The organism is Streptomyces sp. MK7, assembly GCF_032658145.1.
Taxonomy (GTDB): Bacteria; Actinomycetota; Actinomycetes; order Streptomycetales; family Streptomycetaceae; genus Streptomyces; species Streptomyces spiralis.
This window is the reverse complement of sequence record NZ_JAVACL010000002.1, coordinates 390,961-413,524: the sequence shown is the minus strand read 5'-3', so window position 1 is coordinate 413,524 and position 22,564 is coordinate 390,961. Positions and strand designations below refer to the sequence as shown.

Below are 22,564 nucleotides of genomic sequence, written 5' to 3'. Positions count from 1 at the left end.
GTTTGCGCAGGTGGGACACGCTCGAACGGATGTCGCACAGATGTTCGGGAATTGGTTTATGGTGGGGGTGAGAGTTGGAACTGATGTTCGAGAGCCGCTGGGGGCTCACGAGTGCGGGAGGTGCGTGTGCCGGGCTTCACGCATCTGCACACCGTCTCCGGGTTCTCCGTGCGCTATGGCGCCTCGCACCCGGAACGGCTGGCCGAGCGCGCCGCCGAGCGGGGCATGGACGCCCTCGCCCTCACCGACCGGGACACCCTCGCGGGCACGGTCCGCTTCGCCAAGGCCTGCGCGGCGGCGGGCGTCCGCCCGCTGTTCGGCGCGGAACTGGCGGTGGACGGGCCGCGACGGCAGGAAGGAGCGGTCCGAGGGGAAAGGGGCGAGCGTCGCCGCACCCCGGTGCGCGGTGGTGCCTTCATCGACGAGTCGACTCCTCGTGTCACCTTCCTCGCCCGGGACGGTGCCCGGGGGTGGGCCGATCTGTGCCGCCTGGTCACCGCCGCCCACACGGCTCCCGACACCCCCCTGCTGCCCTGGTCCGACAACCACGCCGACGGTCTGACCGTGCTGCTCGGCCCCGACTCCGACGTGGGCCGGGCGCTGGCCGCGGGCCGCCCCGACCGGGCCGCGAAGCTCCTCGCCCCCTGGCGCGAGGCCTACGGCGACGCGCTGCGCCTGGAGGCCGTCTGGCACGGCCGCGAGGGCACGGGACCCGGCTCGCTGCGGCTGGCCGCCCGCACCGTCGGTTTCGCCGCCGAGCAGCGGATCCGGCCCGTGCTGAGCAACGCCGTCCGCTACGCCGACCCCGGCCAGGGTCCGGTCGCCGACGTCCTGGACGCCGCCCGCCGCCTGGTCCCCATCGACCCCACCAAGGAGCTGGACTCCGGCGAGGCCTGGCTGAAGGACCCGGCCGCCATGCTGCACGCGGCCGAGCGGATCGTCGAGGCCGCGGGCTTCCGGCGGGAGGCCGCCCACCGCCTGCTGGAGCAGACCGGGGCCACGGCCGCCGAGTGCCTGGTCGACCCCGAGGACGACCTCGGCCTGGGCACCGTCCACTTCCCCGAGCCGCACCTCGTCGGCGCCGCCCGCCGCTCCGCCCAGCGCACGCTCGCCTCCCGGGCGGCGGCCGGCATGGTGGTGCGCGGCTACGCCGGCCGGCGCGACTACTGGGAGCGGATGCACGACGAGCTGGACGTCATCGCGTACCACGGCTTCGCCTCCTACTTCCTCACCGTCGCCCAGGTCGTGGACGACGTGCGGAAGATGGGCATCCGGGTCGCCGCGCGCGGCTCCGGAGCGGGCTCCCTCGTCAACCACCTCCTCGGCATCGCCCACGCCGACCCGGTCGAGCACGGGCTGCTGATGGAGCGCTTCCTGTCCAGGCGGCGGTTCGTGCTGCCCGACATCGACATCGACGTGGAGTCCGCGCGCCGGCTCGAGGTCTACCGCGCGATCATCGACCGGTTCGGCACCGAGCGGGTCGCCACGGTCGCCATGCCGGAGACGTACCGCGTCCGCCACGCCGTCCGGGACGTCGGCGCCGCCCTGTCCATGGACCCCGCCGAGATCGACCGCATCGCCAAGTCCTTCCCGCACATCCGCGCCCGCGACGCCCGCGCGGCCCTGGAGGAACTGCCCGAACTCAGGGCGCTGGCCGGGGAGCTTCGGCGGGAAGGGGAGAAGTACGGCAGGCTGTGGGAGCTGGTCGAGGCCCTGGACGCCCTGCCGCGCGGGGTCGCCATGCACCCCTGCGGCGTGCTGCTGTCCGACGCCTCCCTGCTCGCGCGTACGCCGGTGATGCCCACCAGCGGCGAGGGCTTTCCCATGTCCCAGTTCGACAAGGACGACGTGGAGGACCTCGGGCTGCTCAAGCTGGACGTGCTGGGCGTGCGGATGCAGTCGGCGATGGCGCACGCGGTCGCGGAGGTGGAGCGGACCACGGGGGAGCGGATCGACCTGGACGCGGTACCGCCGGGCGACCCGGCGACGTACCGGCTCATCCGCTCCACCGAGACCCTCGGCTGCTTCCAGATCGAGTCGCCGGGCCAGCGGGACCTGGTGGGCCGCCTCCAGCCGGCGACCTTCCACGACCTGGTCGTCGACATCTCCCTCTTCCGGCCCGGTCCGGTCGCCGCCGACATGGTGCGGCCGTTCATCGAGGCCCGGCACGGGCGGGCGCCGGTGCGCTACCCGCACCCGGACCTGGAGGAGCCGCTGAAGGAGACCTACGGGGTGGTCGTCTTCCACGAGCAGATCATCCACATCGTGCACATCATGACCGGCTGCGGGCGCGACGAGGCGGACCGGGTGCGGCGCGGGCTGTCCGACCCGGAGTCGCAGGGACGGATCAAGGTGTGGTTCGCCCAGCACGCGGCGGCGCGCGGGTACGACGCGGAAACGATTCGGCGGACCTGGGAGATCGTCGAGGCCTTCGGGTCGTACGGCTTCTGCAAGGCGCACGCGGTGGCCTTCGCCGTGCCGACGTACCAGTCGGCGTGGCTGAAGGCCCACCACCCGGCCGCCTTCTACGCCGGGCTGCTCACGCACGACCCCGGGATGTACCCCAAGCGGCTGCTGCTGGCGGACGCGCGGCGGCGCGGGGTGCCGATCCTGCCGTTGGACGTGAACAGGTCGGGAGTCGCACACCGTATCGAACTGGTGTCTTATTCGCGATCGGCGGTGCGGCCCGATTCACCTGGTGTCTGGGGACTTCGGCTGGCGCTCTCCGACGTGCACGGCATCAGCGAGGCCGAGGCGGCGCGGATCGCGGACGGGCAGCCGTACGCTTCGCTGCTGGACTTCTGGGAGCGGGCCCGGCCGAGCCGCCCGATCGCCGGACGGCTCGCCCAGGTGGGCGCGCTGGACGCGTTCGGCGCCAACCGCCGCGACCTGCAACTGCACCTGACCGAGCTGCACCGGGGCGCCCGGGGCAGGGGCGGCGGCCAACTGCCCCTGGCCGGCGGCCGGAAGACGGCCGCGGCCGGGCTGCCCGACCTGTCCGACGCCGAGAAGCTCAGCGCCGAGCTGGGTGTGCTGTCCATGGACGCCTCACGGAACCTGATGGACGACCACCGGGCGTTCCTCGACGAGCTGGGCGTGGTCTCCGCGCGCCGGCTGCGCGAGGCCCGGCACGGCGAGACGGTGCTGGTCGCGGGCGCCAAGGCGGCCACCCAGACCCCGCCGATCCGGTCCGGCAAGCGGGTCATCTTCACCACGCTGGACGACGGCACCGGCCTGGTCGACCTGGCCTTCTTCGACGACTCCCACGACGCCTGCGCGCACACCGTCTTCCACTCCTGGCTGCTGCTGGTGCGCGGGGTGGTGCAGCGGCGCGGCCCGCGCAGCCTCAGCGTGGTGGGATCCGCCGCCTGGAACCTCGCCGAACTGGCCGAACTGCGCGCCGAGGGCGGCCTGGAGGAGGTGGCGGCCCGGCTGGCGCGCCCCGTCCCGGAGGGACCGGAGGGCGCCCCCGACGGCGAAGGCGACGGCGGGGACGCGCGGGACCCGGCGCGGGCCGGCCGCGACCGGAGCATCCGCATGTCCACCGGCTACGAGATGCACCCATGGGCGGATCTGCGCCCGGCGGGCGAAGGGCCCGCGAGCGGAAGGAAGTTGTGGCACCAGTCTCCAGGGAGCGCGGGATGACCATCCTCTGCGTACGTTTCCAGCTGCCCCCGATGCACGAGGCGGCCCTGCCGGGGCTGCTCGGGCTGCTGGAGGAGTTCACTCCGGTGATCGAGGCGCTGCCGCCGGACGGGGCGCTGGCCGATCTGCGGGGCGCCGAGCGGTACTTCGGGCGCGACGCGGTCGAACTGGCCTCGGTGATCCGGGTCCGCGCGCTCGCGCGGTACGGCGTCGACTGCCTGATCGGCGCCGGGCCGGGCCCGATGCTGGCCCGCATGGCCCTGTACGACGCCCGGCCCGGGGTGACGTGCGCGGTGCCCGAGGACGCCGTCGCCGAGTTCCTCGCCGGCAAGCCCGTCACCGCGCTGCCCGGCGTCGGTACGGCGACGGCCCGCACCTTGGGCGAGTACGGCCTGGACACCCTGGACCGGGTCGCCGCCGCGCCCCTGTCGACGCTCCAGCGCCTGCTCGGCGCGAAGACCGGCCGCGAGCTGCACGAGAGGGCGAACGGCGTCGACCGCGGCCGGGTCGTCCCGGGCGCCGTCTCCCGCTCCCTGGCCACCGAGCGCCCCTTCGAGCGCGACGAGCTGGACCCCGACCGCCACCGCAGGGCCCTGCTGTCGGCCGGCGAGGAACTGGGCGCCCGGCTGCGCGCCCTCGACAAGGTCTGCCGCACTCTGACCCTGACGGTCCGCTACGCCGACCGTTCCGCGACGGTCCGCAGCCGCACGCTGCCGGAACCCACCGCCCACACCACGACGCTGACCAGGGCCGCGTACGGCATGTACGAGGGTCTCGGCCTCCAGCGCGCCCGGGTCCGCGCCCTCGCCCTGCGCGCCGAGGGCCTGGACTCCGCCGAACAGGCGTCCTACCAGCTCACCTTCGACCCCGTCGACGAGAAGGTCCGCCGCATCGAGGAGGTCGCGGACCGCGCGCGAGCCAGGTTCGGGCCCCGTGCCGTGATCCCGGGCACCCTGGCCGCGTGACTCCGGCGACCGGGGGCACCGGCGCGGATCGCGCCGTACGAGCGGCTTCTGTCCCTCTTGGTGATGGTTCGTCAGGTCCACTACCCCATGGCCCCCGGCCTTCGCCGGTTATCGCTGGAAGTTTTTACTGACGCGTAACTTCACACGTGGGCTACTCGTCCGTAACTTGACGAGTGAACAGCATCCTCGTGATCCGGATCACAGGGCGCAGTGCCGTCGCACCTCCCTTGAGCCGCAAGGAGATCACACGATGCTGCCCGCCAAGCGCGCCCTGAGATATCTGGCCGCCCTCGTCCTGGCCGCCGCCGTCGCCACCGTCCCGGCCGCCACCGCCCACGCCTCCGACGCGCCCAGTAGCGGTTGGAACGACTACGACTGCCGGCCGTCCGCCGCCCACCCCCGCCCCGTCGTCCTGGTCCACGGCACCTTGGGCAACTCCGTCGACAACTGGCTGTCCCTCGCGCCGTACCTGAAGGACCGCGGGTACTGCGTCTTCTCGCTCGACTACGGGCAGTTGCCGGGAGTGCCGCTCTTCCACGGCCTCGGCCCCATCGACACGTCGGCCGGGCAGCTGTCCGCCTTCGTCGACAAGGTGCTCACCACCACCGGTGCCGCCAAGGTCGATCTCGTCGGCCACTCGCAGGGCGGGATGATGCCCCGCTACTACCTGAAGTTCCTCGGCGGAGCCGCCAAGGTGAACGCCCTCGTCGGCCTCGCGCCCGACAACCACGGCACCACCCTCAGCGGCCTGACCAACCTGCTGCCGTACTTCCCGGGCGCGAGCGACCTGCTCTCCGCCGCCACCCCCGGTCTCGCCGACCAGATCGCCGGGTCCGACTTCCTCACCAAGCTCAACGAGGGCGGCGACACCGTGCCCGGAGTGCACTACACGGTCATCGCCACCAAGTACGACGAGGTCGCGACCCCCTGGCGGAGCCAGTACCTCACGGGCTCCGACGTCCGCAACGTCCTGTTGCAGGACCTGTGCCCGATCGACCTGTCCGAGCACCTGGCGATCGGGCTCTTCGACCGCGTCGCCTTCCACGAGGTGGCCAACGCCCTCGACCCGCCGCACGCCACCGCCACCACCTGCGCGTCCGTCTTCGACTGACGACCGGACCCGACGCGCACGTGCGGGGCCTGTCCGGCCTGAGCCGCCGGACAGGCCCCGCGATCGTCCGGCCGCCTCAGCGGCCCCGCCGGCCCCCGTGCGCGGCGCGCCGCCGGACCGAGGCGAACAGCGCCGCCGAGCCGAGCGCCAGGGCGGCCGCGCCGCCGACCGCCACATAGGGGGTGTTGCCGTCGCCGCCGGTCTCGGCGAGACCGGCGTTCTGGGTCCGGGTCCGTACACCGGCGGCGGCCTCGGGCCGGTTGGCACCCGCGGGCACGGGGGCGCCGGAAGCGGTCGCCGACGGGTGCGTCGCCGGGTGTGTCGTCGGGTCCGTGGTCGTACGGGCGTCGGCGTCCCCGTGGCCGTGGTGCTCGATCGTCGACCTGCCGGCACCGTCCTCGATCTGCCGCTCGGTCGGCGCGGAGGCCGTCGGCGCCGGCGACGAACCGCTCGCCGACCCGCCGCCGCTGTCCCCGTTCCCGTTCCCGCTCCCGCCGAAGGTGACGTCCGAGCAGGAGTAGAACGCCTCCGGGCTGTCCGAGCGCTGCCACACCGCGTACAGGAGCTGCCGCCCGGTGCGCTCGGGCAGCGTGCCGGAGAACGTGTAGAAGCCGCCCGAGGCGACCGGGTCCGTGACCGTGGCGACCGGATGCTCCAGGTCCAGGTCGGCCCAGGCCAGTGGCTTGGCCGGGTCGTAGCCGGGCTTGGTGATGTAGACGGTGAAGGTGCCCTTGTGCGGGGCGGTCACCCGGTACTTGAACGGGTACGAGCCGCTGCGCACCGCGGTCGCGGGCCAGTCCGCGCGGGCCAGGTCGAGGCCCTTGAACTCCTCGTTGTTCGCGCTGCACAGCTTGCCGTCCGGGATCAGCTCCCGGTGCCGGCCGTTCGCGTCGCCGATCCGTATGCCGTTCCAGTCGTACAGGGCCTGGGTGCCGCCCGCCGCGACCGCCGCCCCGCACGCCGCCGACCTCGGGTTCTCGGGGCCCTCCGCGTAGCACTGGGCGACCCGGCTGACCGGGTCGCCCATGGAGCCGTGCGCGGACGCGGGCGCGGCGGCGAGAGCGGTCAGCGCGAGCGGGGCCAGGCCGAGGGCGGCGAGAGCGGCGGCCTTGCGGCGTGCGGGCATGAGGAACTCCTCGGAAGCGGTCCGGACGGTCCTGGTACGGGAGGGCGGATCCCGTGGGGTGATCCGAAACTAGCCCCGGAGAACCGCCGAATCGCCTGCTGAGGGCGGTGGAGGGAGATCCTTATGCTCGCGTTAAGGGAGTGCTGAGACTGCGCTCAGGTAGGTAGCGTGCCCGGCATGCGGAGCGAGCGGACCGGCGAGGGGATCAGGGCGGCGGCCGCCGCCGACGTACCGGCCGTGCGGGCCGTGACCGACGCGGCCTACCGGCCCTACATCGAGCGTATCGGTGTGGTACCGGCGCCGATGGAGGCCGATCACGCGGCGGACGTGGCCGCGGGGAAGGTGTTCGTCGCGCGGGAACCGGCGGCGGGCCGGGTGGTCGGCCTCGTCGTGATCGAGGCCCGCGCGGACCACCTGTTCCTCGACAGCATCGCCGTCCATCCCGACGCACACGGCAGGGGAGTGGGACGGCGACTGCTTCAGTTCGTGGACGCACGCGCGCGTGCGCTGGGGCTGGAGGAGATCAGGCTCTACACCAACGCGATGATGTGGGAGAACCAGGAGATCTATCCGAGGTACGGCTACGAAGTGGTGGAACGCCGGGTGGAGGGACCCTACGACCGGATCCACTACCGCAAACGGCTCGTCTGACGCGTCTCATCGGCTGGTCCGCAGGTCATCCGTCCGGCCACCACGTTCGCGCGATGTCCTTGCGGACCTCCGGCCGTCCGCCGGGACGCTCGTCGACCTCCTCGCCACGCAGGCGGCGCGAATCCGTCTTCCTCAGGGGCTTCTGCACTGTCGTACGGCGCATCGCTGCCTCCTTCGACGCCTACCGGGTTCCGTGTTCTCACGGAGGTAGACCTTGCGGGCGAGAGTTCCTCATCGGTGCGGGTCTGTCTGTGGCGGCTGTCACGATTCGGTTGTCAGTGGCGGGTGTCACTCTTGGCCGCATGAGCGAACCGATCACGAACCGCCACGACCCGACGAGCCCGGCCCCCGTGGACTGGGACGCGCAGGCAGCCGTCTTCGACGACGAGCCGGATCATGGGCTGCGCGACCCGCGGGTGCGCGCCGCCTGGGCCGAGCGCCTGCACGGCTGGCTGCCCGGGACCCCCGGCGAGATCCTCGATCTCGGCTGCGGCACGGGCAGCCTGTCGCTCCTCGCCGCCGAGCGCGGACACCGGGTGACCGGAGTGGACCTCTCAGCGAACATGCTCGAGCGGGCCCGCGCCAAGCCCGCGGGCCGGGACGCGGTGTTCCTGACCGGTGACGCGGCGAGCCCGCCGGTGGGCGGGCGGCGCTTCGACGCCGTCCTCGTCCGCCATGTGCTGTGGGCACTGCCGGACCCCGCGAGCGCCCTGCGGCGCTGGCGGGAGCTGCTGCGACCCTCCGGACGGCTGGTCCTGGTCGAGGGCGTCTGGGGCACGGTCACCCCCGTCGGCATACCCACACAACGCCTCCTCACTCTTCTCGCACCTCTCACGGAGCACACCCGCGTGGAGCGTCTCTCGCAGGACGCGCGCCTGTGGGGCAGGGCGGTGGACGACGAGCGGTACGCGGTGGTGGCGACGGTGTGAGGCCCGGGGTCCTGCAGGCCGGCAGCGCGGCCCGGGGTCCTTCAGGCCAGCAGCGCGGTGAAGCCGCCCTCGAGGGCCAGCGTCTGAAGCTCGTCGAGCGCGGCCACGGCGCGGGCGGCCGCCCCGGGATCGCGCTCGGCCAGGCCGCTCTCGGCGAACTCGTCCTCGTCCAGGCGCCGTACGTCCGTGCCGTCCGCGGAGCGCCACAGGTCCAGGTCGAGGTCCTCGGCGACCAGTTCCGTACCCGAGAACTCGGCCGGGCGGGTGATGTCGCAGTACCAGCCCTTCAGCCGGCCTCCGCCGTCGCGGACCTCCTTCACCGAGTACCAGCGGTCGCGCCAGTAGTACTCCGTGAACACGTCACCGGGCTCGAAGCGCACGAAGCCGAAGTCCCGTACGCCCTCGCCCGCCCAGAGCGCCCGGACGGCGATCCGCGTGCCGTCGTCGGCCACCAGCTCGCCCGGGTAGCTGAGCTTCGTACGGCCGCCCTTGACGAGCACCACGGTGACCGGCGCCCCCGCCGGTCCCGCCGCGTCAGCCGAGCTCACGGACATACCGCACCTCCGTCGCGCACACCTCGTACCCGAACCACCTGTTGATCGCGAGCATCGGCCCGTTGCCGGTGTCGTTGCCCGTGAACGCCTCCGTGTACCCGGCGGCCCGGGCGCGGTGCAGCGAGTCGTTCTTGGCGAGCTTGGCCAGGCCCCGGCCGCGGTGGGCCCGGGCGGTGCCCGTCATGACGGTGCCGTACCGGGTGGCACCGTCCGTGCGGGCCGCCGAGAACGCCGCGGGGCGGCCGTCGACCACCGCCACCGACGTCAGCTCGGCGTCGAACAGCGGATGCCGCCAGGTCTCCGCGAGCCATGCCTCGTAGTCGGTGAACTCGTAGTCCACGTCGCTCGGTTCGTCGGCCGTCGTCTCCGCGTCCAGCTCGAACAGCGGGCGCGGGTCGCCGGCGAAGTCCGAGCCCCGGCGCAGTTCCACGCCCGGCGGCGGGTCCTGGAGCGGCGGGAGCGTGCCGCCCGCCAGGTCCAGGCGGAGGAAGTGGGCGGAACGGCTGCTCTTGTAGCCGTGCCGTTCGGCGAAGGCACGGTTGCCCCGCTCGTCCAGCACCCAGGCGAGCAGCTTGACCGCCCCGTGGGCCGCCAGGTGCTCCTCGGCGGCCCGCACCAGCAGGGTGCCGGCGCCCCGGCGGGTGTGCTCCGGGTGCACGTACACGTTGACATTGCCCTGGCCGGGCTCGGCGCTGTCGTGGGACAGGTGCACCTGCGCCGTGCCGATCACCTCGCCGTCCGCCACGGCGACGAGGGGACGGTAGTGGGCGTCGGGATGCATGTGGGCGAGGTCGTGGGCGAGGGACTGAGGGGTGCACAGCAGGTACGGCAGCGCGAGGTGCCGGACACGGACGAAGCCTTCCAGGTCGCCTGGCGCGTCGGAGTGGAGGTCACGGACGATCACGGTCATGGAGGCGCAGGCTACGACGGGAGCCGGCCGGGCGCCTCCCATTTTCCGGCGGTCCGCCCCGAGCGCGCGCGAGCTCGTGCGGCCTGCCCCGGGTGCGGGACAATCACCACGTGACCTTGAAGATCCACATCGACGACGGCGCACCTCCCTACGAGCAGGTGCGGGCGCAGATCTCCGAGCAGGCGCGGTCGGGGTCGCTGCCGGTGGGCTACCGGCTGCCGACGGTGCGCGGACTGGCCGAGTCGCTCGGGCTCGCCGCGAACACCGTCGCCAAGGCCTACCGGGCGCTGGAGGCGGACGGGGTGATCGAGACCCGGGGGCGCAACGGCACGTTCGTCGCCGCCGCGGGCTCGGCCGCCGAGCGCGAGGCCGCGACGGCCGCCCAGGCCTACGCGGAGCGTGTACGGCGGCTGGGGCTGGCCGAGGAAGCGGCGCTCGCCGCCGTGCGCGACGCTCTGCGGGCGGCCTACGAGCGGTGAGCCGCTCCCAGCGCCTCAGGCCTGGCGTTGCACGGACACCCGGTCCGGTGTGCGGGTGACCGTCAGGCCCGCCCGCCGCGCGGCCCTCGCGAAGACCACCGCGTCCTGGACCGCCGCCCCCGTCGGGTCGTTGTTGAAGTACGCGTACACCTCCCGTTCGTCCGGCCAGGTCGTCGCGACCCGGTCGACCCAGGTCTCCAGGGACCGCCGGCCGTAGTGCGGCCAGGCCCGGGCGCGGCCCACGTGGAAGCGGACGTAGCCCCAGTCGGTGGTCGGCCACAGCGGTGTGACCGGGCGGGCGTACGCGTCGGCCCAGCACAGGGCCGCGCCCCGCAGCTGAAGGACCCGGCGGACCTCCGGCATCCACCACGAGTCGTGGCGCGGCTCGACCGCGACCCGCGCACCGGGCGGGAAGGCGGCGAGAGCGGCGTCCAGCAGCCCGGGGTCGGCGTGCAGCGTGGGCGGCAGCTGGAGCAGCACCGGGCCGAGCCGGTCGCCGAGGCCGGCCGCCCGCGACATCAGCCGGTGCACCGGCTCCTCGGGGTCCTTGAGCCGTTTGATGTGCGTCAGATAGCGGCTCGCCTTGACCGCGACCACGAAGCCCGGCGGCACGCGCTCCCGCCAGGACTCGAAGGTCTCCCGCTCCGGCAACCGGTAGAAGGCGTTGTTGATCTCCACGGTGGCGAACGCGGCCGCGTACTCCTCCAGCCACAGCCGGGTGGGGCAGCCCTCCGGGTACAGCACCCCCCGCCAGTCCTTGTACTGCCAGCCGGACGTCCCGACGAACAGGGTCATACGCCCATCAAAACACCACCGGGCGCATCGAACACCACCAGTCGCCGGCTACAGGTACAGCCCCGCGTCCGCGCCTTCGCGCGGCTCCGGAAGGGCCGTGGGAGACGTGCCCCGGCGCAGCGCGTACAGCTCCGCCAGGGTCGCGCCCTCGCGGCCGACGCCCTCCTCGGTGCCCAGCCAGTTCACCGCCTCCCGCCGGGTCAGCTTCCCGACCTCGATACGGGCCAGGCAGCGGCCCGGGCGGACCACGGCCGGGTGCAGACGCTCCAGGTCCTCGTTGGTCGTCACGCCCACCAGGACGTTGCGGCCCTGGCCGAGCAGCCCGTCGGTGAGGTTCAGCAGCCGGGACAGCGCCTGGCCGGCCGTGTGCTTGGCCTCGCCGCGGATCAGTTCGTCGCAGTCCTCCAGCAGCAGCAGCCGCCAGCGGCCCTTGCCCGCCGAGTCGTCCTCGCCGATGGCGATGTCCATCAGGTAGCCGACGTCGGAGAAGAGGCGCTCGGGGTCCAGGACGCAGTCCACCTGGCACCAGTCGCGCCAGGAGCGGGCCAGCGTGCGCAGCGCGGAGGTCTTGCCGGTGCCCGGCGGGCCGTGCAGCAGGAGCAGGCGGCCCGCGATGTCCTGCGGGGTCGTCTTCATCAGACGCTCCATGGCGTCCGCGACCGGCGCCGTGTAGTTGGCCCGGACCTCGTCCCAGGTGCCCGCCGAGATCTGCCGGGTGGTGCGGTACGGGCCGCGCCGGGGCGAGACGTACCAGAAGCCCATCGTCACGTTCTCAGGCTGCGGCTCCGGCTCGTCCGCCGCGCCGTCCGTGGCCTGGTCGAGGACCTTCTTGGCCAGCTCGGCGCTGGTCGCCGTGACCGTGACGTCGGCGCCCCGGTTCCAGCGGGAGACCAGCAGGGTCCAGCCGTCGCCCTCCGCGAGGGTCGCGCTGCGGTCGTCGTCCCGGGCGATGCGCAGCACCCGGGCGCCGTCGGGCAGCAGGGTGGCACCCGAGCGCACCCGGTCGATGTTCGCCGCGTGCGAGTACGGCTGCTCGCCCGTCGCGAAGCGGCCGAGGAACAGCGCGTCGACGACGTCGGACGGTGAGTCGGAGTCGTCGACGTTGAGCCGGATCGGCAGAGCGTCGTGTGGGTTCGCAGACATGCCGCCATGATCCGTCACCGGACCGCCCCGCGCACCCCGTTTCCGGCGCACGCCTCACGTGTCGGCCCTCCCGCCGGGACGGGTCCGCCGGAACCCGTGCCACGAGCCTGCGCAAACCCTCCCGGAGGGGCGAATTCCACCCTTAGTGTTGTCCTTGATGGGACGTCATGGGTGGTATTCGGGGGCGGGGCGGTGGCGGCTCACCGCGCTGCTCGGTGTGGGTGCGGCCGTCGTGGCCCTGGTGGTGGCCCTGGTCAACGCGCTGCCCGGCGGCGCGAGCAGCGAGGGCACCACACGTGACGGCGCCAAGGTGCACGGCACGCCCGTGACCCCCCGGGACGCGGACGAGCCGTACGTCGGCTGGGGGTTCACCCACACCCAGTTCAGCGCCGACGAGGGCAGCGCCGCCGCCACGGACCGCGTCGAGGGGCTGCTGTCGAAGGGCGGCGGACCACCGCAGAACCAGGCGATCATGGGCTGGGGCGCCGACAACCCCGAACCGGTCAAGGGGCGTTACGACTTCGACGCCCTGGACCGCCGGGTCGACTTCATGCGGAAGTCCGGCGGCGTCCCGGTGATCACCCTGTGCTGCGCCCCCGACTGGATGAAGGGCGGCAAGCCCGGCGTAGACAACACCGACTGGAGCCAGTCCGCCCTGGAGACCGCCCCGACACCCGACCACTACAAGGACTACGCCGCGCTCGCCGCGACCGTCGCCAGGCGCTACCCGGACGTACGCCACTTCCTGGTCTGGAACGAGTTCAAGGGCTTCTGGAACAACGCCCGGGGAGGCTGGGACTACGAGGGCTACACCGAGCTGTACAACCTGGTCTACCGGGCGCTCAAGAAGGTCGACCCCAAGATCATGGTGGGCGGGCCGTACCTCGTCATGGACAGCGTCGACCCACGGCAGAAGGAGGACGCCTCCACCGCCCTGCGCGGCCCCTGGGGGGCGATGGACCAGCGGGTCCTGGACGCCTTCTCCTACTGGAACACGCACAAGGCGGGCGCCGACTTCGTGGTGGTGGACGGCTCCAGCTACACCAAGGACGACGAACTGCTGCCGAACGAGTTCGCCGCCACCGACAAGCTGACGGCGGTCGGCCGATGGGTGCGGCAGCGGACGCACGGACTGCCGCTGTGGTGGGCCGAGTACTACGTCGAGCCCGCCGACGGCAACGACGACCGCAAGGGCTGGTCCGAGGCGCACCGCGCCGCCGTCCAGGCCGCCGGCCTGATCGCCATGGTCAAGGGCGGCGCCTCCTCCGGCTTCTACTGGAACCCCGAGGAGGAGAAGGGCACCGACTGTCCCGGCTGCCTGTGGACGCCCACCGACAGCGCCGCCGGCGGCCGGGCACTGCCCATGTACGACCTGCTCTCGCGCTTCGGCAAGGCCTTCCCGCCCGGGACGACGTACCAGGCGGTCCAGATCGCCCCGGACGACGTGCCCAACGTCCGGGTCCTGGCGAGCGCGAAGACCGTCCTGGTGGTCAACACCCTGAACCGGCCGATCAGCGCGCAGGTCGACGGCAGGCGGTTCGACATGGGGGCGTACGAAGTGAAGTGGCTCGAACGGTAGACCGTCCGAGCCACTTCACCAGCCACCGTTCCGTCCCGCCGCTCAGCCCTTCCCCATCGTCATGAACCGCTGCACCAGCGAGGCGAGCAGCACCGCCAGCAGCGGCAGGGAGAACCAGAAACTGCCCTGGAGCCAGCGCAGTTGGCGCACGCTCGGCCGCATCGCGACCCGGACGATCTCCCGGGCGGTGAGCATCACGACCAGGGCGAGCGCCGCGAGTCCGCCGACCACCGACCACGGCGTCCAGGTCACCTTCGGCCCGATCGGCCCCGGATCCGGTTTCGGCACCGCCCCCGCGGGCTGCTTGCGCAGCGTGTACAGGGTCGCGTCGTCGTTGGTGAGGACCTTCTTCAGCTCCTGGCGGTTGTCCAGGTTCTCGACCAGCCGCGACGGCCAGGTGGCCGAGTAGCCGACGTCCATCTGCAGATAGGTGACCTGACTCTTGTTGATCATCAGATACGAGTTGGGGCCCGCGTCCTTGAGCGCCTTGACCAGGCCGGACACCAGCACCGGATCGGCCGGTGCCAGGGTCGGCACATAGTTGACGCGCTCCATGTCCCGCGCGCCCCACGGCATGGCCGGGGTGACGTTGGTGACCGGGTCGTTGCTCAGCCACAGCAGCCGCACGGTCGGCCGGTCGTGGGCGTAGACGTAGTCCATGGCCGTGACCTCGCCGGGCCGGATCCGCTCGAACGGCTCGTTGCCCCAGCGGGCCACCAGGAAGCCGCCCATGAGCAGCAGCCCGGCCAGCAGCGCGGCGACCGGCGCGAGGCTCACCCGGTCCTTCTCGCGTTCCCGGGCGGTGACCCCGGCGCGCGGGAACAGCGCGAGGGCGGCGAGCAGACCGGCCCCGGGCAGCGCGAACATGAAGACGCGCAGCGCCATCTCGCCGCCGTAGGACTGCATGCCGAAGCCCAGGAACGGCACGAAGGTCAGCACCGGCAGCGACCGCTCCCGGTACTTGTGCTCGCGCCGCCGCCACCAGCCCCAGCAGGCGAACAGCATGATCGACCCGGCCAGCAGCACCCGTGTGTACAACACCAGTTTGTGTGTGGAGTCGCCGCCCTGGATCCGGCCGGAGACGGACGTCGACACATTGCTGCCGACCCCGCCGACCCCGCCGAACAGCTCGTCGAAGTGCCCGGACCAGTACGGCTCGGCCATGAAGCCCAGCCAGAACACCACCAGCACCGCGAACAGGACGGGCAGTCCGCGCAGTTCGGACCGGCCGACCAGGACCAGGACGGCCAGCACGCCCAGCATCACGAACGGCGTGAGCTGGTGGGCCGGGACGCCGGCGGCGAACAGGCCGATCACGACCACGAGCAGCACGGCCCGCTGCCGCCGGTTCGCCGGCTCGACCTCCGCCTCGCCGGGGCGCGCCTTGGTCCACAGCACGCGCGGCGCCCGGAACCAGACCAGCAGGATCGCCACGAAGGCCAGATAGAGCAGATAGGTGAAGCCCTGCGGGGAGAAGTAGTCCTGGCCCACCCAGCCGCTGAGCACGAAGATCCACACCCCGGTCCACCTGGCCCGCCAGCTCGCCCGCAGCGAGCGGGTGAGCAGGAACATCGGTGCCAGGTACAGGAGCTGGACGGTCAGCGGCCACCAGCGGATGACCTCGGTGAAGTCGCTCAGCCCGCAGGCCCGGGCGACGAACGCGGTCACCGCGAAGAAGCCCGGCCAGCTCCAGCGCGCGTCCAGGTCCGGTACGGCCGCCCCGGTGCGGTCGATGTAGTCGATGAACCCCAGGTGCTGCCAGGCCGTCGCGAACCGCGGCTCGGTCTCGATCACCGCGGGCAGCGCGTGCAGGGACACGACCGTGGCGAGCAGGGTGAGCAGCAGCAGCGCCCGGTGCTCGCGGCGCAGCCGGAGCAGCACGGCGAACACCGTGATCAGCAGGGCCGCACCGACCAGCGTCGGCAGCGGCAGCACCGAGATCAGGCCCAGCCCGCCCATCCGGTCCAGGGCGGCGTCGTCGAGCCGTAGCGCGGGCACCCAGTACAGCAGCAGCGCGGCGGTCAGCAGACAGCCGAGGACGACTCCGGGCCGGGTGGGCGCCAGGCGCTCCCGCCAGGAGCGGGGCGGCGCGTCGGCCGCCGGTGCCCGCGGTCCCGGGCGCGGGGTCTTCCCCGGCTCGGCCGCCGGGTCCGCCGTCGCCGGTCCGGCCGCCTCCGCCGCGGCCACCGCTTCCTCCTCGGGTGCGGCGGCCGGTTCCCCGGGGGTGAGCGGCAGCGCGTCCGGCACCACCGCCCGCTCCTCGGCCGCGAACGGCGCGTCCACCTCCCGGTCGGCCGGCCCGAGCGAGGCCTCCGAACCGGGTTCCCGGTCCTCGACGGGCAGCCCGAGAGGATCCGGCCGCCGCGGCTCGAGCGCCCACTCCGCCGGCCCGTCCGCTCCCGTCACGGCGGTGCCCGCGGGCGGGGTGCCCGGTCCGGGACGTACGTCGGGCCGTCGTTCCGCGTGGTCGAAGTCGACGTGGATGCCCAGGGCGAGGGTGTCCGAATCCAGCGCCCACGCGGGCCGCCGGTGCGCTGCGGTCCGGTCGAGGACCTCGCCCGCCCCCAGGACGGCGAGGTCCCCGTCGGGTGCCGCGTCCTCGGGGACGGCGGCGGCCGGTGCGGCGCGGACGGTCCTGAGCAGCTTGGGCGCGGCGATCGCGACGATCACGGCGAGGCTGGAGATCTCCGCGACGCCCGCGCCGGTCAGCCCCATCCGGGGGAGCAGCAGCAGCGTCAGCCCGAGCACCAGCGCGCACAGCAGGCCCTGCAGCCAGGCGAGTCCGGCGGTGCGGCTCTGCGCGCGCAGCACCGCGAAGTACGTCTCCATCACCACCCGCAGCAGGGCGCCGACGGCGAACCAGCGCAGCAGCGGCGTGGCGGCGTGGGCGTAGCCGTCGCCGAAGACGTGCAGGATCTGCGGGGCCAGCAGGAACAGCAGGCCGCAGATCGGCACCATGATCCGGGCCATCCGCTTGAGCGCCGCCCGGGTGTTGGCGGCCAGCCGCGCCGGGTCGTGCGAGCCCTCCACGGTCAGCGAGGCACCCATGTTGATGGCGAGCAGGTTGACCGTGCCGCCGATGGTGGTGGTGATGTAGAAGTAGGCGTTGTCCTCGGAGCTGACCTGCGAGGCGATGATCACCGGAACCAGGTAGACCACGGCGAGCGAGAACAGCGAGCCGGTGTAGTCGCCCGCCAGGAACCGCCCGAGTTCCCTCGGCGACGGCGGCTCGGCGTGCTCCTCGGTGGCCGTCACATGCCGGGGCACCAGCCGCCGGAACACCAGCCAGCCCAGCGGCACGATCGAGGTGGCGATCGCCAGGCCCCAGGAGACGAACACACCGGTCGTGGGGATCGCGGCGGCCAGCCCCACCAGCAGGGCCAGCTTCACCGCCGAGAACACGGTGTTGCCCACCGGCACCCACGGCGCGCTGCGCAGCCCGGTCAGCACCCCGTCCTGGAGGGTGAGCAGGTTCCAGGCCATCACGACCACGATGAAGCCGAGCCCGTTGACCGTCCCGTGCAGGAAGCGGTACGACGGCCCCCAGGTGTCCAGCGTGAGCAGGAAGATTGCCGCCGCGCACGCCACGATCAGCGAACTGCCCGCGTACGTACGGGCGATCAGGCGTCCGGTGGCGCGGCCGGCGACCGGGATGAAGCGGGCCAGGGCGCCGGTGAGCGTCACCGCGGTGAGCCCGGCGAGGAACTTCATGGCGGCGATCGCGGCCGAGCCCTGGCCGACGGCGGATTCGGAGTAGTAGCGGGCGGCGACCAGCCAGAAGCCGAGGCCCAGCACCGCGGAGATCCCGGTGTTGAGCATCAGCGCGTAGGCGTTGCGGAACAGCTGGTTGCCGCCGGTGGACCGGCCGCGTCCGGGCAGCCGCAGCCGGCGCCGCGGTTGCTCGGGCGCCTCGGGTTCGGTGGCCGATGCCTCGGTGGTGGTCGTCGTGTCAGACACGGGTACGGATGGCCTTCCGGCGGACCTGTCGGGCTCTGCGGACCATGGCGTAGCCCTTGGTGAGGGCGCGGTCCCTGGCGAAGTTCCGGGTGATCGCGTGGCCCTGGACGAGCCGCTCGAACTCCTCGGTGCTGGTGGAGCGGCGCACGGTCAGCCGTTGCAGGGCGTACGGGCCTTGGGCGCGGCGGGCCAGGCCGTTGCCGACGGCGAGCGCCTGCGCGAAGCCGGCCGCCCGCACCCGCGCCCGCACCCGGCGGCTGGAGTAGCCGTAGGGGTAGGCGAACGAGACGGGCACGGCGCCCAGTTCCCCGGAGACGATCTCCTTGCAGCGGATCAGCTCCGACCACAGCGTGTCGTCGTCGAGCTGGTCGAGCTGCGGATGGGTGTGGCTGTGCCCGCCGATCTCGACGCCGCCGGCCGCCAGTTCGCGCACCTGGTCCCAGTCGAGCATGGTGTCCAGGCCGCCGCCCATGTCGTGCTCGCCCCGGATCCAGCCGGTGGAGACGAACAGCGTGGCCGCGAAGCCGTGCCCCGCCAGCGCCGGCAGGGCGTGCCGGTGCACGCCCTCGTAGCCGTCGTCGAAGGTGATCAGGACCGGGTGCGGCGGCAGCGGCGCGGCGCCCGGCGCACGCCAGTGGGCCGCCAGTTCCGCGGTGGTGACCGGGCGGCGGCCCAGGTCCTCCAGCACCGCCAGCTGCTCCGCGAACGCCTCCGGTGACACCGACAGGCCCCGCGTGGCCTCGTTCGGTTCCCGGGCGACCGCGTGGTACATGAGCACCGGCACGGGTGTGTTCATACGGCTCTTCCCCCCTTCGTTGCCCCCTTGCCGTCCTCGATCTCCACGACCCGGAAGCGGGCGCCGCCCCGGCGCGCCCGGACGCTGCCGACGGCGTAGCCGCCCGCGGCCGTGAGCACCCCTGCGACGATCGCGCCGGCCCGGCCCGCGCCGCCCGGCCGGGCCAGCAGCGCGTCGCGCAGCCCGCGGGCCACCCCGGCGGGCAGCACCCGGGTGGTGTAGCGGCGCTCGGACTCCAGCCCCTTGTCCGCGCCGACGCTGCGCGCCACCAGCGCCTTGGACAGGCCCTCGGCGTAGGTGCGGGTGCGGAAGTAGCGGAAGCGCTCGCGGGCGCCGGGCACCCGGTGGTGGATGACCGCGCGGTCGTCGATCAGCATGACCGCGTCCGGCCGGGCCCGGGCCAGCCGGATGCACAGCTCCGTCTCCTCGCAGCCCAGCGGCCGTTTGTCGCCGTCGCGGCCGATGCCGGTGGCGAAACCGCCGGCCGCGTCGAACGCGGTGCGCCGGAAGGAGGCGTTGCCGCCGAGGACGTTGCGCACCGGGACCCGGCCCGGCGGCAGGCCCTTGTAGGTGCAGCCCACCACCCAGTCGAACTCCTCCGGGAACCAGGCGGGCCGGCGGCCCGACGCCCAGACCGGCATCGTCCGGCCGCCCACCGCCATCACCCGCGGGTCCGCGTATCCCTCGGCGAAGCGGCGCAGCCAGTCCCGTTCGGCCACGGCGTCGTCGTCGAGGAAGGCGATGACCTCGCCGCCGGAGGCGGCGATGCCGGTGTTGCGGCCGGCGGACAGGCCGCGCGGGCCCGCGTTGGCGAGCACCCGCACGTCCCCGGCCGCCTTGTACTCCCCGGCCAGACGCTCCAGCAGCGCCGGGTTGTGGTCGACGACCAGCAGCGTCTCCAGGGCCGGCCGGGACTGCGCCCGCACCGAGGAGACCGCCGCGAGGATGTCCTCCCAGCGGTCCTCGGTGTAGACGCAGATCACGACGGAGATGTCGGGACCGCTCAAGACACCTCTCCCGGGTAGGAGCCGAGCAGCGGGGAGTGGCGTTCCTGCCGGCGCAGCTCACGCCGGTTGGAGCGTTCCTTCAGGATCACCTTCAGCACCCGTAATCCGTCCCGCACGGCGCGCAGATTGCTGGCGCCGTGGATGCGCAGGTACTCGTAGCTGGGGATCTCCTGCACCTTCAGCCCGGCCTTGACCACTCTGATGTTCATCAGCGTCTCGACCTCGAAGCCGGTGCAGTCCAGCTCGATCTTGTCCAGGCAGTGCCGCCAGAACGCGTTGTACCCGTAGCACAGGTCGGTGTAGCGGGCGCCGAACTTGCGGTTGACCACCGCGCACAGCACCCGGTTGCCGAGCTTGCGGATGAAGGTCATGTCGTCGGTGCCGCCGCCGTTGGCGAACCGGGAGCCCTTGGCGAAGTCGGCGCCCGAGACCAGGGCGGAGACGTAGGAGACGATCTCGCCGCCGTCGGCCGAGCCGTCCGCGTCGACCATCACGATGATGTCGCCGCTGCACGCCTCGAATCCGGTGGTCAGGGCGTCACCCTTGCCCTTTCCCCGCTGCGGGACGACCTTGACGTTCGGCCACAGTTCACGGGCGACATCGACGGTGTTGTCGGTGGAATTGCCGTCGACAAGAACGACTTCGTGTATCCAGTCCGGAAGTGTCTTGAAGACGTAGGGCAGATTCTCCGCCTCATTCATGGCGGGAATGACCACGCTCACCGGTGGCGCGATGGCCAGGTGTGAGGAGATCGGCCGGTACTGGGCGTCGACGAACGGATCTCGGTCCGAGGACGGCGGATGGAGAACGGAGCTCATGAGTCTGGTCCCTCTCGTCCGGCGGGACCGCCCGCCCCCGGGCGGTCCGGCTGTTTATCCGGGTCGAAAGGGGGGCTCTCACGCGGAGCACGACGGAATTCGGATCTCCGTGCACGCCGGGTGAGCTGGCAAAGCTGCCGGAATGCCGAAAAACGGCAGCCGGTCGCGCGGCACGGCCCGGTGATTCCTGAGGTCACCGGGCACGGCACCCCCCTACCGCGCCCCGCTCCGGAACGTCCCGGTTCAAAGCCCTCCCCTGGAACCGCGTGCGGACGTCACCGATGCGGGTGAGATGTACGACGGTATTGATGATTGAACCAGTATGGCAAGGTCTGGAACGAGACCTCACGCTTTTGTTGGTTTTTCCGTTACGCGGATTTGTACCGGATGTTCACCGCCTGGAACGGATCTTTCCCATCTGTTTGAGAATTCGGTCCGCGGGTTCGAACAGTTCCGGCCGAGACTGCACCGCGTTGCGCAGCGCCCGGATCGGGGCGCGTCGCGCCCGGTGGCCGGCCGCAATCGGGTGACGTCGTGTCACCCAACCCTCGGACACGGTGAGTTCCCGCGTCTTGAGGGAATCCTTGTATTCCTTTTGGCCCCGGCCGAGATCGAGATACGCGATGCCGTCGGCGGCGGCCGCCTCGGCCATGCGCAGATGCAGGATCAGTCCGGGGGAGCACTTGGCGTACGCCGGGTCGTACGCCGGGAACCAGCACGCCAGCACCCGTTCGGTGCGCAGTCCGAAGTGCGCGGCGATCGGCCGGCCGTCCGCGGAGAGCACGGACAGGACCCCGGCGAACGGGTCGGAGCGGGTGTGGAACAGCCGGGTGACGAGCGCGGTGATCCACGCGTGCGCGAAGCGGTCGCTGCGCCCGGTCCGCCGGTACTGCGCGGACTTCCAGGCCATCAGCTTCTCCAGCGCGGCCGGGTCGCGCTCGTCGTGGACGTACGTCACCTCTCCCGCGTCCCGCCCGAGCTTGCGTTCCTTGGCGAGCGTGGTCCGGGTGAACTTGGGGGAGCGGGCGCGCAGTTCGCGCAGATAGGCGTCGTAGCCCTGGTCGACGTCCATGACCGGGGACGGGAACGTGCCGGAGGCGGCCGCCTCGAACGGCCGCTGGCCCGCCACCAGGTGGTCGAACTCCCACACGGCGAGCCCGCAGGCCCGCAGCAGCTCGTGGGCGTCCCAGGTGAAGCCGGGGCGGTGCACCAGGCCCTGGCAGTCGGAGACGCCGAGCCCGATGGCCCGGCCGACGCCGGCGGCGGATCTGTGGAACGGGAAGAACGCGGCCGGTTCCCCGTCCTCGCGGACCACCGCGATCCGCACCCCGCGTCTGCAACTGCCGATGGCGAGCGCGAACTCGGGCGAGAGGAAAGGGTTCGCCAGCTCCTCGGAACCGTGCAGGTGGGCCTTGGACTGCATCGCCGTCCAGGCCGCCCGGTCGGCCTCGCTCAGCTCGCCGGGGCGGTACACGCTGATGTCCACGTCAGGAGCCCTGTCTTCTCGCCGTACGGCCGCGCCACCGCCGTACGGACACCAGCAGGAGAACGAGGGAGCTGAACACGGTGACGGCCACGACTCCGCCGTGGACGGACCACCGGTGCACGGCCAGCATTCCCTGGGCCACCAGCATGTCGAGGACGACCGCGCCCGCCAGTGCGGCGAGCGTGCGGCCGAAGGGATCCAGCCCGGCGAGGCCGGCCGCGATGGCGGCGGCCGGCGCCGCGAGCAGGAAGAAGAGCGTCAGCGGGCCCCGCAGCGGGGAGCCCGAGTCGGTGAGCGAGAGCAGCGCGCCGGTCCCCGCGACGGCCGTCGCGGCACCCGCGAGCAGCGGCGACAGGTCCCTCCCCGGCCCTGGCCGCGCCCGCTCGGCACCGTCTCTCGAAGCATCTGTTGAAGCTGTCTTGATGCGGATGGTCTGCATTGGCGACTTTGCCCCCCGAAGCGCCGGATGCCGGGCTTCAATGTCGCGCAGCCTCCAGGGGGCCGTCAAGACGCGGAAGCCCCACATGCGGGTTCTTGTCCGTCTTTGAACCCTCCTTCACCGGATCCGACCTCACTCTTTCGGCTGACATGCCGTCAGTGTTCGATCTCCCGT

The 22,564-nt window shown here is 72.6% G+C and carries 19 protein-coding genes; 7 read left to right on the top strand and 12 right to left on the bottom strand.

Annotation, left to right across the window (positions count from 1 at the left end; translation table 11 throughout):
* The first annotated feature begins 126 nt into the window (after nucleotides 1–126).
* The 3 genes from R2S09_RS04600 to R2S09_RS04590 all read left to right on the top strand — a co-directional run bounded on the left by R2S09_RS04600 (nucleotide 127) and on the right by R2S09_RS04590 (nucleotide 5,721).
* A complete protein-coding gene (locus R2S09_RS04600; RefSeq protein ID WP_316739905.1) occupies nucleotides 127–3,645 on the top strand; it encodes a DNA polymerase III subunit alpha in 3,519 nt (1,172 codons plus the stop codon).
* The gene (locus R2S09_RS04595) at nucleotides 3,642–4,610 is read left to right on the top strand and encodes a DNA polymerase thumb domain-containing protein (RefSeq protein WP_316739903.1); all 969 of its coding nucleotides are present in this window, start codon (nucleotides 3,642–3,644) and stop codon (nucleotides 4,608–4,610) included. The genes R2S09_RS04600 and R2S09_RS04595 overlap by 4 nt, the downstream gene beginning before the upstream one ends.
* 250 nt (nucleotides 4,611–4,860) lie before the next feature.
* Nucleotides 4,861–5,721: an alpha/beta fold hydrolase gene (locus R2S09_RS04590; RefSeq protein WP_316739902.1), complete on the top strand. Its 861-nt coding sequence runs from the start codon at nucleotides 4,861–4,863 to the stop codon at nucleotides 5,719–5,721.
* Between the two features lie 76 nt (nucleotides 5,722–5,797).
* On the opposite strand, the gene R2S09_RS04585 is transcribed toward R2S09_RS04590, so the two are convergent.
* A complete protein-coding gene (locus tag R2S09_RS04585) occupies nucleotides 5,798–6,847 on the bottom strand; it encodes a lytic polysaccharide monooxygenase (protein ID WP_316739901.1) in 1,050 nt (349 codons plus the stop codon).
* 177 nt (nucleotides 6,848–7,024) lie between these two features.
* Between R2S09_RS04585 and R2S09_RS04580 the strand changes: the two genes are divergently transcribed.
* Complete coding sequence (locus tag R2S09_RS04580) at nucleotides 7,025–7,498, top strand: GNAT family N-acetyltransferase (protein ID WP_316739900.1); 474 nt, start codon at nucleotides 7,025–7,027, stop codon at nucleotides 7,496–7,498.
* Between the two features lie 25 nt (nucleotides 7,499–7,523).
* On the opposite strand, the gene R2S09_RS04575 is transcribed toward R2S09_RS04580, so the two are convergent.
* Nucleotides 7,524–7,661 (bottom strand): hypothetical protein, encoded by a 138-nt coding sequence (locus R2S09_RS04575; protein ID WP_306190832.1) that lies wholly within the window; start codon nucleotides 7,659–7,661, stop codon nucleotides 7,524–7,526.
* A 139-nt stretch (nucleotides 7,662–7,800) separates the two neighbouring features.
* Here R2S09_RS04575 and R2S09_RS04570 point away from each other — a divergent pair, with 139 nt between their 5' ends.
* Nucleotides 7,801–8,427, top strand: coding sequence for a class I SAM-dependent methyltransferase (locus R2S09_RS04570; protein WP_316739899.1), 627 nt, complete (start codon nucleotides 7,801–7,803; stop codon nucleotides 8,425–8,427).
* 41 nt (nucleotides 8,428–8,468) lie between these two features.
* Here the strand turns inward: R2S09_RS04570 and R2S09_RS04565 are convergent, their stop codons facing one another.
* Both R2S09_RS04565 and R2S09_RS04560 read right to left on the bottom strand, forming a co-directional pair.
* Entirely contained in the window at nucleotides 8,469–8,981 is a 513-nt protein-coding gene (locus R2S09_RS04565) for a DUF402 domain-containing protein (protein ID WP_306190830.1), read from the bottom strand.
* Nucleotides 8,962–9,891, bottom strand: a complete 930-nt coding sequence (locus tag R2S09_RS04560) for a GNAT family N-acetyltransferase (RefSeq protein WP_306190829.1) — start codon at nucleotides 9,889–9,891, stop codon at nucleotides 8,962–8,964. Before R2S09_RS04560 ends, R2S09_RS04565 begins: the two co-directional genes overlap by 20 nt.
* 110 nt (nucleotides 9,892–10,001) lie before the next feature.
* Here R2S09_RS04560 and R2S09_RS04555 point away from each other — a divergent pair, with 110 nt between their 5' ends.
* On the top strand, nucleotides 10,002–10,370 hold the full coding sequence (locus tag R2S09_RS04555; protein ID WP_306190828.1) for a GntR family transcriptional regulator: 369 nt from the start codon (nucleotides 10,002–10,004) through the stop codon (nucleotides 10,368–10,370).
* 15 nt (nucleotides 10,371–10,385) lie between these two features.
* On the opposite strand, the gene R2S09_RS04550 is transcribed toward R2S09_RS04555, so the two are convergent.
* Both R2S09_RS04550 and R2S09_RS04545 read right to left on the bottom strand, forming a co-directional pair.
* On the bottom strand, nucleotides 10,386–11,165 hold the full coding sequence (locus R2S09_RS04550; protein ID WP_316739897.1) for a DUF72 domain-containing protein: 780 nt from the start codon (nucleotides 11,163–11,165) through the stop codon (nucleotides 10,386–10,388).
* 48 nt (nucleotides 11,166–11,213) lie between these two features.
* Nucleotides 11,214–12,308 (bottom strand): DUF5925 domain-containing protein, encoded by a 1,095-nt coding sequence (locus R2S09_RS04545; RefSeq protein WP_030178926.1) that lies wholly within the window; start codon nucleotides 12,306–12,308, stop codon nucleotides 11,214–11,216.
* Between the two features lie 157 nt (nucleotides 12,309–12,465).
* On the opposite strand from R2S09_RS04545, the gene R2S09_RS04540 reads away from it, so the two are divergent.
* Nucleotides 12,466–13,887, top strand: a complete 1,422-nt coding sequence (locus tag R2S09_RS04540; RefSeq protein ID WP_316739895.1) for a GH39 family glycosyl hydrolase — start codon at nucleotides 12,466–12,468, stop codon at nucleotides 13,885–13,887.
* Nucleotides 13,888–13,929: 42 nt separating this feature from the next.
* Here R2S09_RS04540 and R2S09_RS04535 read toward each other — a convergent pair whose 3' ends face one another.
* The 6 genes from R2S09_RS04535 to R2S09_RS04510 all read right to left on the bottom strand — a co-directional run bounded on the left by R2S09_RS04535 (nucleotide 13,930) and on the right by R2S09_RS04510 (nucleotide 22,390).
* Nucleotides 13,930–17,844, bottom strand: coding sequence for a lipopolysaccharide biosynthesis protein (locus R2S09_RS04535; protein WP_316739893.1), 3,915 nt, complete (start codon nucleotides 17,842–17,844; stop codon nucleotides 13,930–13,932).
* Entirely contained in the window at nucleotides 17,837–18,640 is an 804-nt protein-coding gene (locus tag R2S09_RS04530; RefSeq protein ID WP_316739891.1) for a polysaccharide deacetylase family protein, read from the bottom strand. Before R2S09_RS04530 ends, R2S09_RS04535 begins: the two co-directional genes overlap by 8 nt.
* On the bottom strand, nucleotides 18,637–19,647 hold the full coding sequence (locus tag R2S09_RS04525; protein WP_316739890.1) for a glycosyltransferase family 2 protein: 1,011 nt from the start codon (nucleotides 19,645–19,647) through the stop codon (nucleotides 18,637–18,639). Before R2S09_RS04525 ends, R2S09_RS04530 begins: the two co-directional genes overlap by 4 nt.
* On the bottom strand, nucleotides 19,644–20,465 hold the full coding sequence (locus tag R2S09_RS04520; RefSeq protein ID WP_316739888.1) for a glycosyltransferase family 2 protein: 822 nt from the start codon (nucleotides 20,463–20,465) through the stop codon (nucleotides 19,644–19,646). The genes R2S09_RS04525 and R2S09_RS04520 overlap by 4 nt, the downstream gene beginning before the upstream one ends.
* Nucleotides 20,466–20,856: 391 nt before the next feature.
* Nucleotides 20,857–21,951, bottom strand: coding sequence for a GNAT family N-acetyltransferase (locus R2S09_RS04515; protein WP_316739886.1), 1,095 nt, complete (start codon nucleotides 21,949–21,951; stop codon nucleotides 20,857–20,859).
* Nucleotide 21,952: 1 nt separating this feature from the next.
* Nucleotides 21,953–22,390 carry a hypothetical protein gene (locus R2S09_RS04510; protein ID WP_306190820.1) on the bottom strand — a complete coding sequence of 146 codons (438 nt, stop codon included), beginning with the start codon at nucleotides 22,388–22,390 and terminating at the stop codon, nucleotides 21,953–21,955.
* Nucleotides 22,391–22,564 lie beyond the last annotated feature (174 nt).

Excerpts from the sequence above, each read along its gene's own strand:
- R2S09_RS04580 (WP_316739900.1), top strand. The coding sequence starts at position 7,025 with ATGCGGAGCGAGCGGACCGGCGAGGGGATCAGGGCGGCGGCCGCCGCC.
- R2S09_RS04590 (WP_316739902.1), top strand. The coding sequence starts at position 4,861 with ATGCTGCCCGCCAAGCGCGCCCTGAGATATCTGGCCGCCCTCGTCCTG.
- R2S09_RS04560 (WP_306190829.1), bottom strand. The coding sequence starts at position 9,891 with ATGACCGTGATCGTCCGTGACCTCCACTCCGACGCGCCAGGCGACCTG.
- R2S09_RS04550 (WP_316739897.1), bottom strand. The coding sequence starts at position 11,165 with ATGACCCTGTTCGTCGGGACGTCCGGCTGGCAGTACAAGGACTGGCGG.
- R2S09_RS04510 (WP_306190820.1), bottom strand. The coding sequence starts at position 22,390 with ATGCAGACCATCCGCATCAAGACAGCTTCAACAGATGCTTCGAGAGAC.
- R2S09_RS04565 (WP_306190830.1), bottom strand. The coding sequence starts at position 8,981 with ATGTCCGTGAGCTCGGCTGACGCGGCGGGACCGGCGGGGGCGCCGGTC.
- R2S09_RS04530 (WP_316739891.1), bottom strand. The coding sequence starts at position 18,640 with ATGAACACACCCGTGCCGGTGCTCATGTACCACGCGGTCGCCCGGGAA.
- R2S09_RS04540 (WP_316739895.1), top strand. The coding sequence starts at position 12,466 with ATGGGACGTCATGGGTGGTATTCGGGGGCGGGGCGGTGGCGGCTCACC.
- R2S09_RS04520 (WP_316739888.1), bottom strand. The coding sequence starts at position 20,465 with ATGAGCTCCGTTCTCCATCCGCCGTCCTCGGACCGAGATCCGTTCGTC.
- R2S09_RS04570 (WP_316739899.1), top strand. The coding sequence starts at position 7,801 with ATGAGCGAACCGATCACGAACCGCCACGACCCGACGAGCCCGGCCCCC.
- R2S09_RS04575 (WP_306190832.1), bottom strand. The coding sequence starts at position 7,661 with ATGCGCCGTACGACAGTGCAGAAGCCCCTGAGGAAGACGGATTCGCGC.
- R2S09_RS04585 (WP_316739901.1), bottom strand. The coding sequence starts at position 6,847 with ATGCCCGCACGCCGCAAGGCCGCCGCTCTCGCCGCCCTCGGCCTGGCC.
- R2S09_RS04595 (WP_316739903.1), top strand. The coding sequence starts at position 3,642 with ATGACCATCCTCTGCGTACGTTTCCAGCTGCCCCCGATGCACGAGGCG.
- R2S09_RS04545 (WP_030178926.1), bottom strand. The coding sequence starts at position 12,308 with ATGTCTGCGAACCCACACGACGCTCTGCCGATCCGGCTCAACGTCGAC.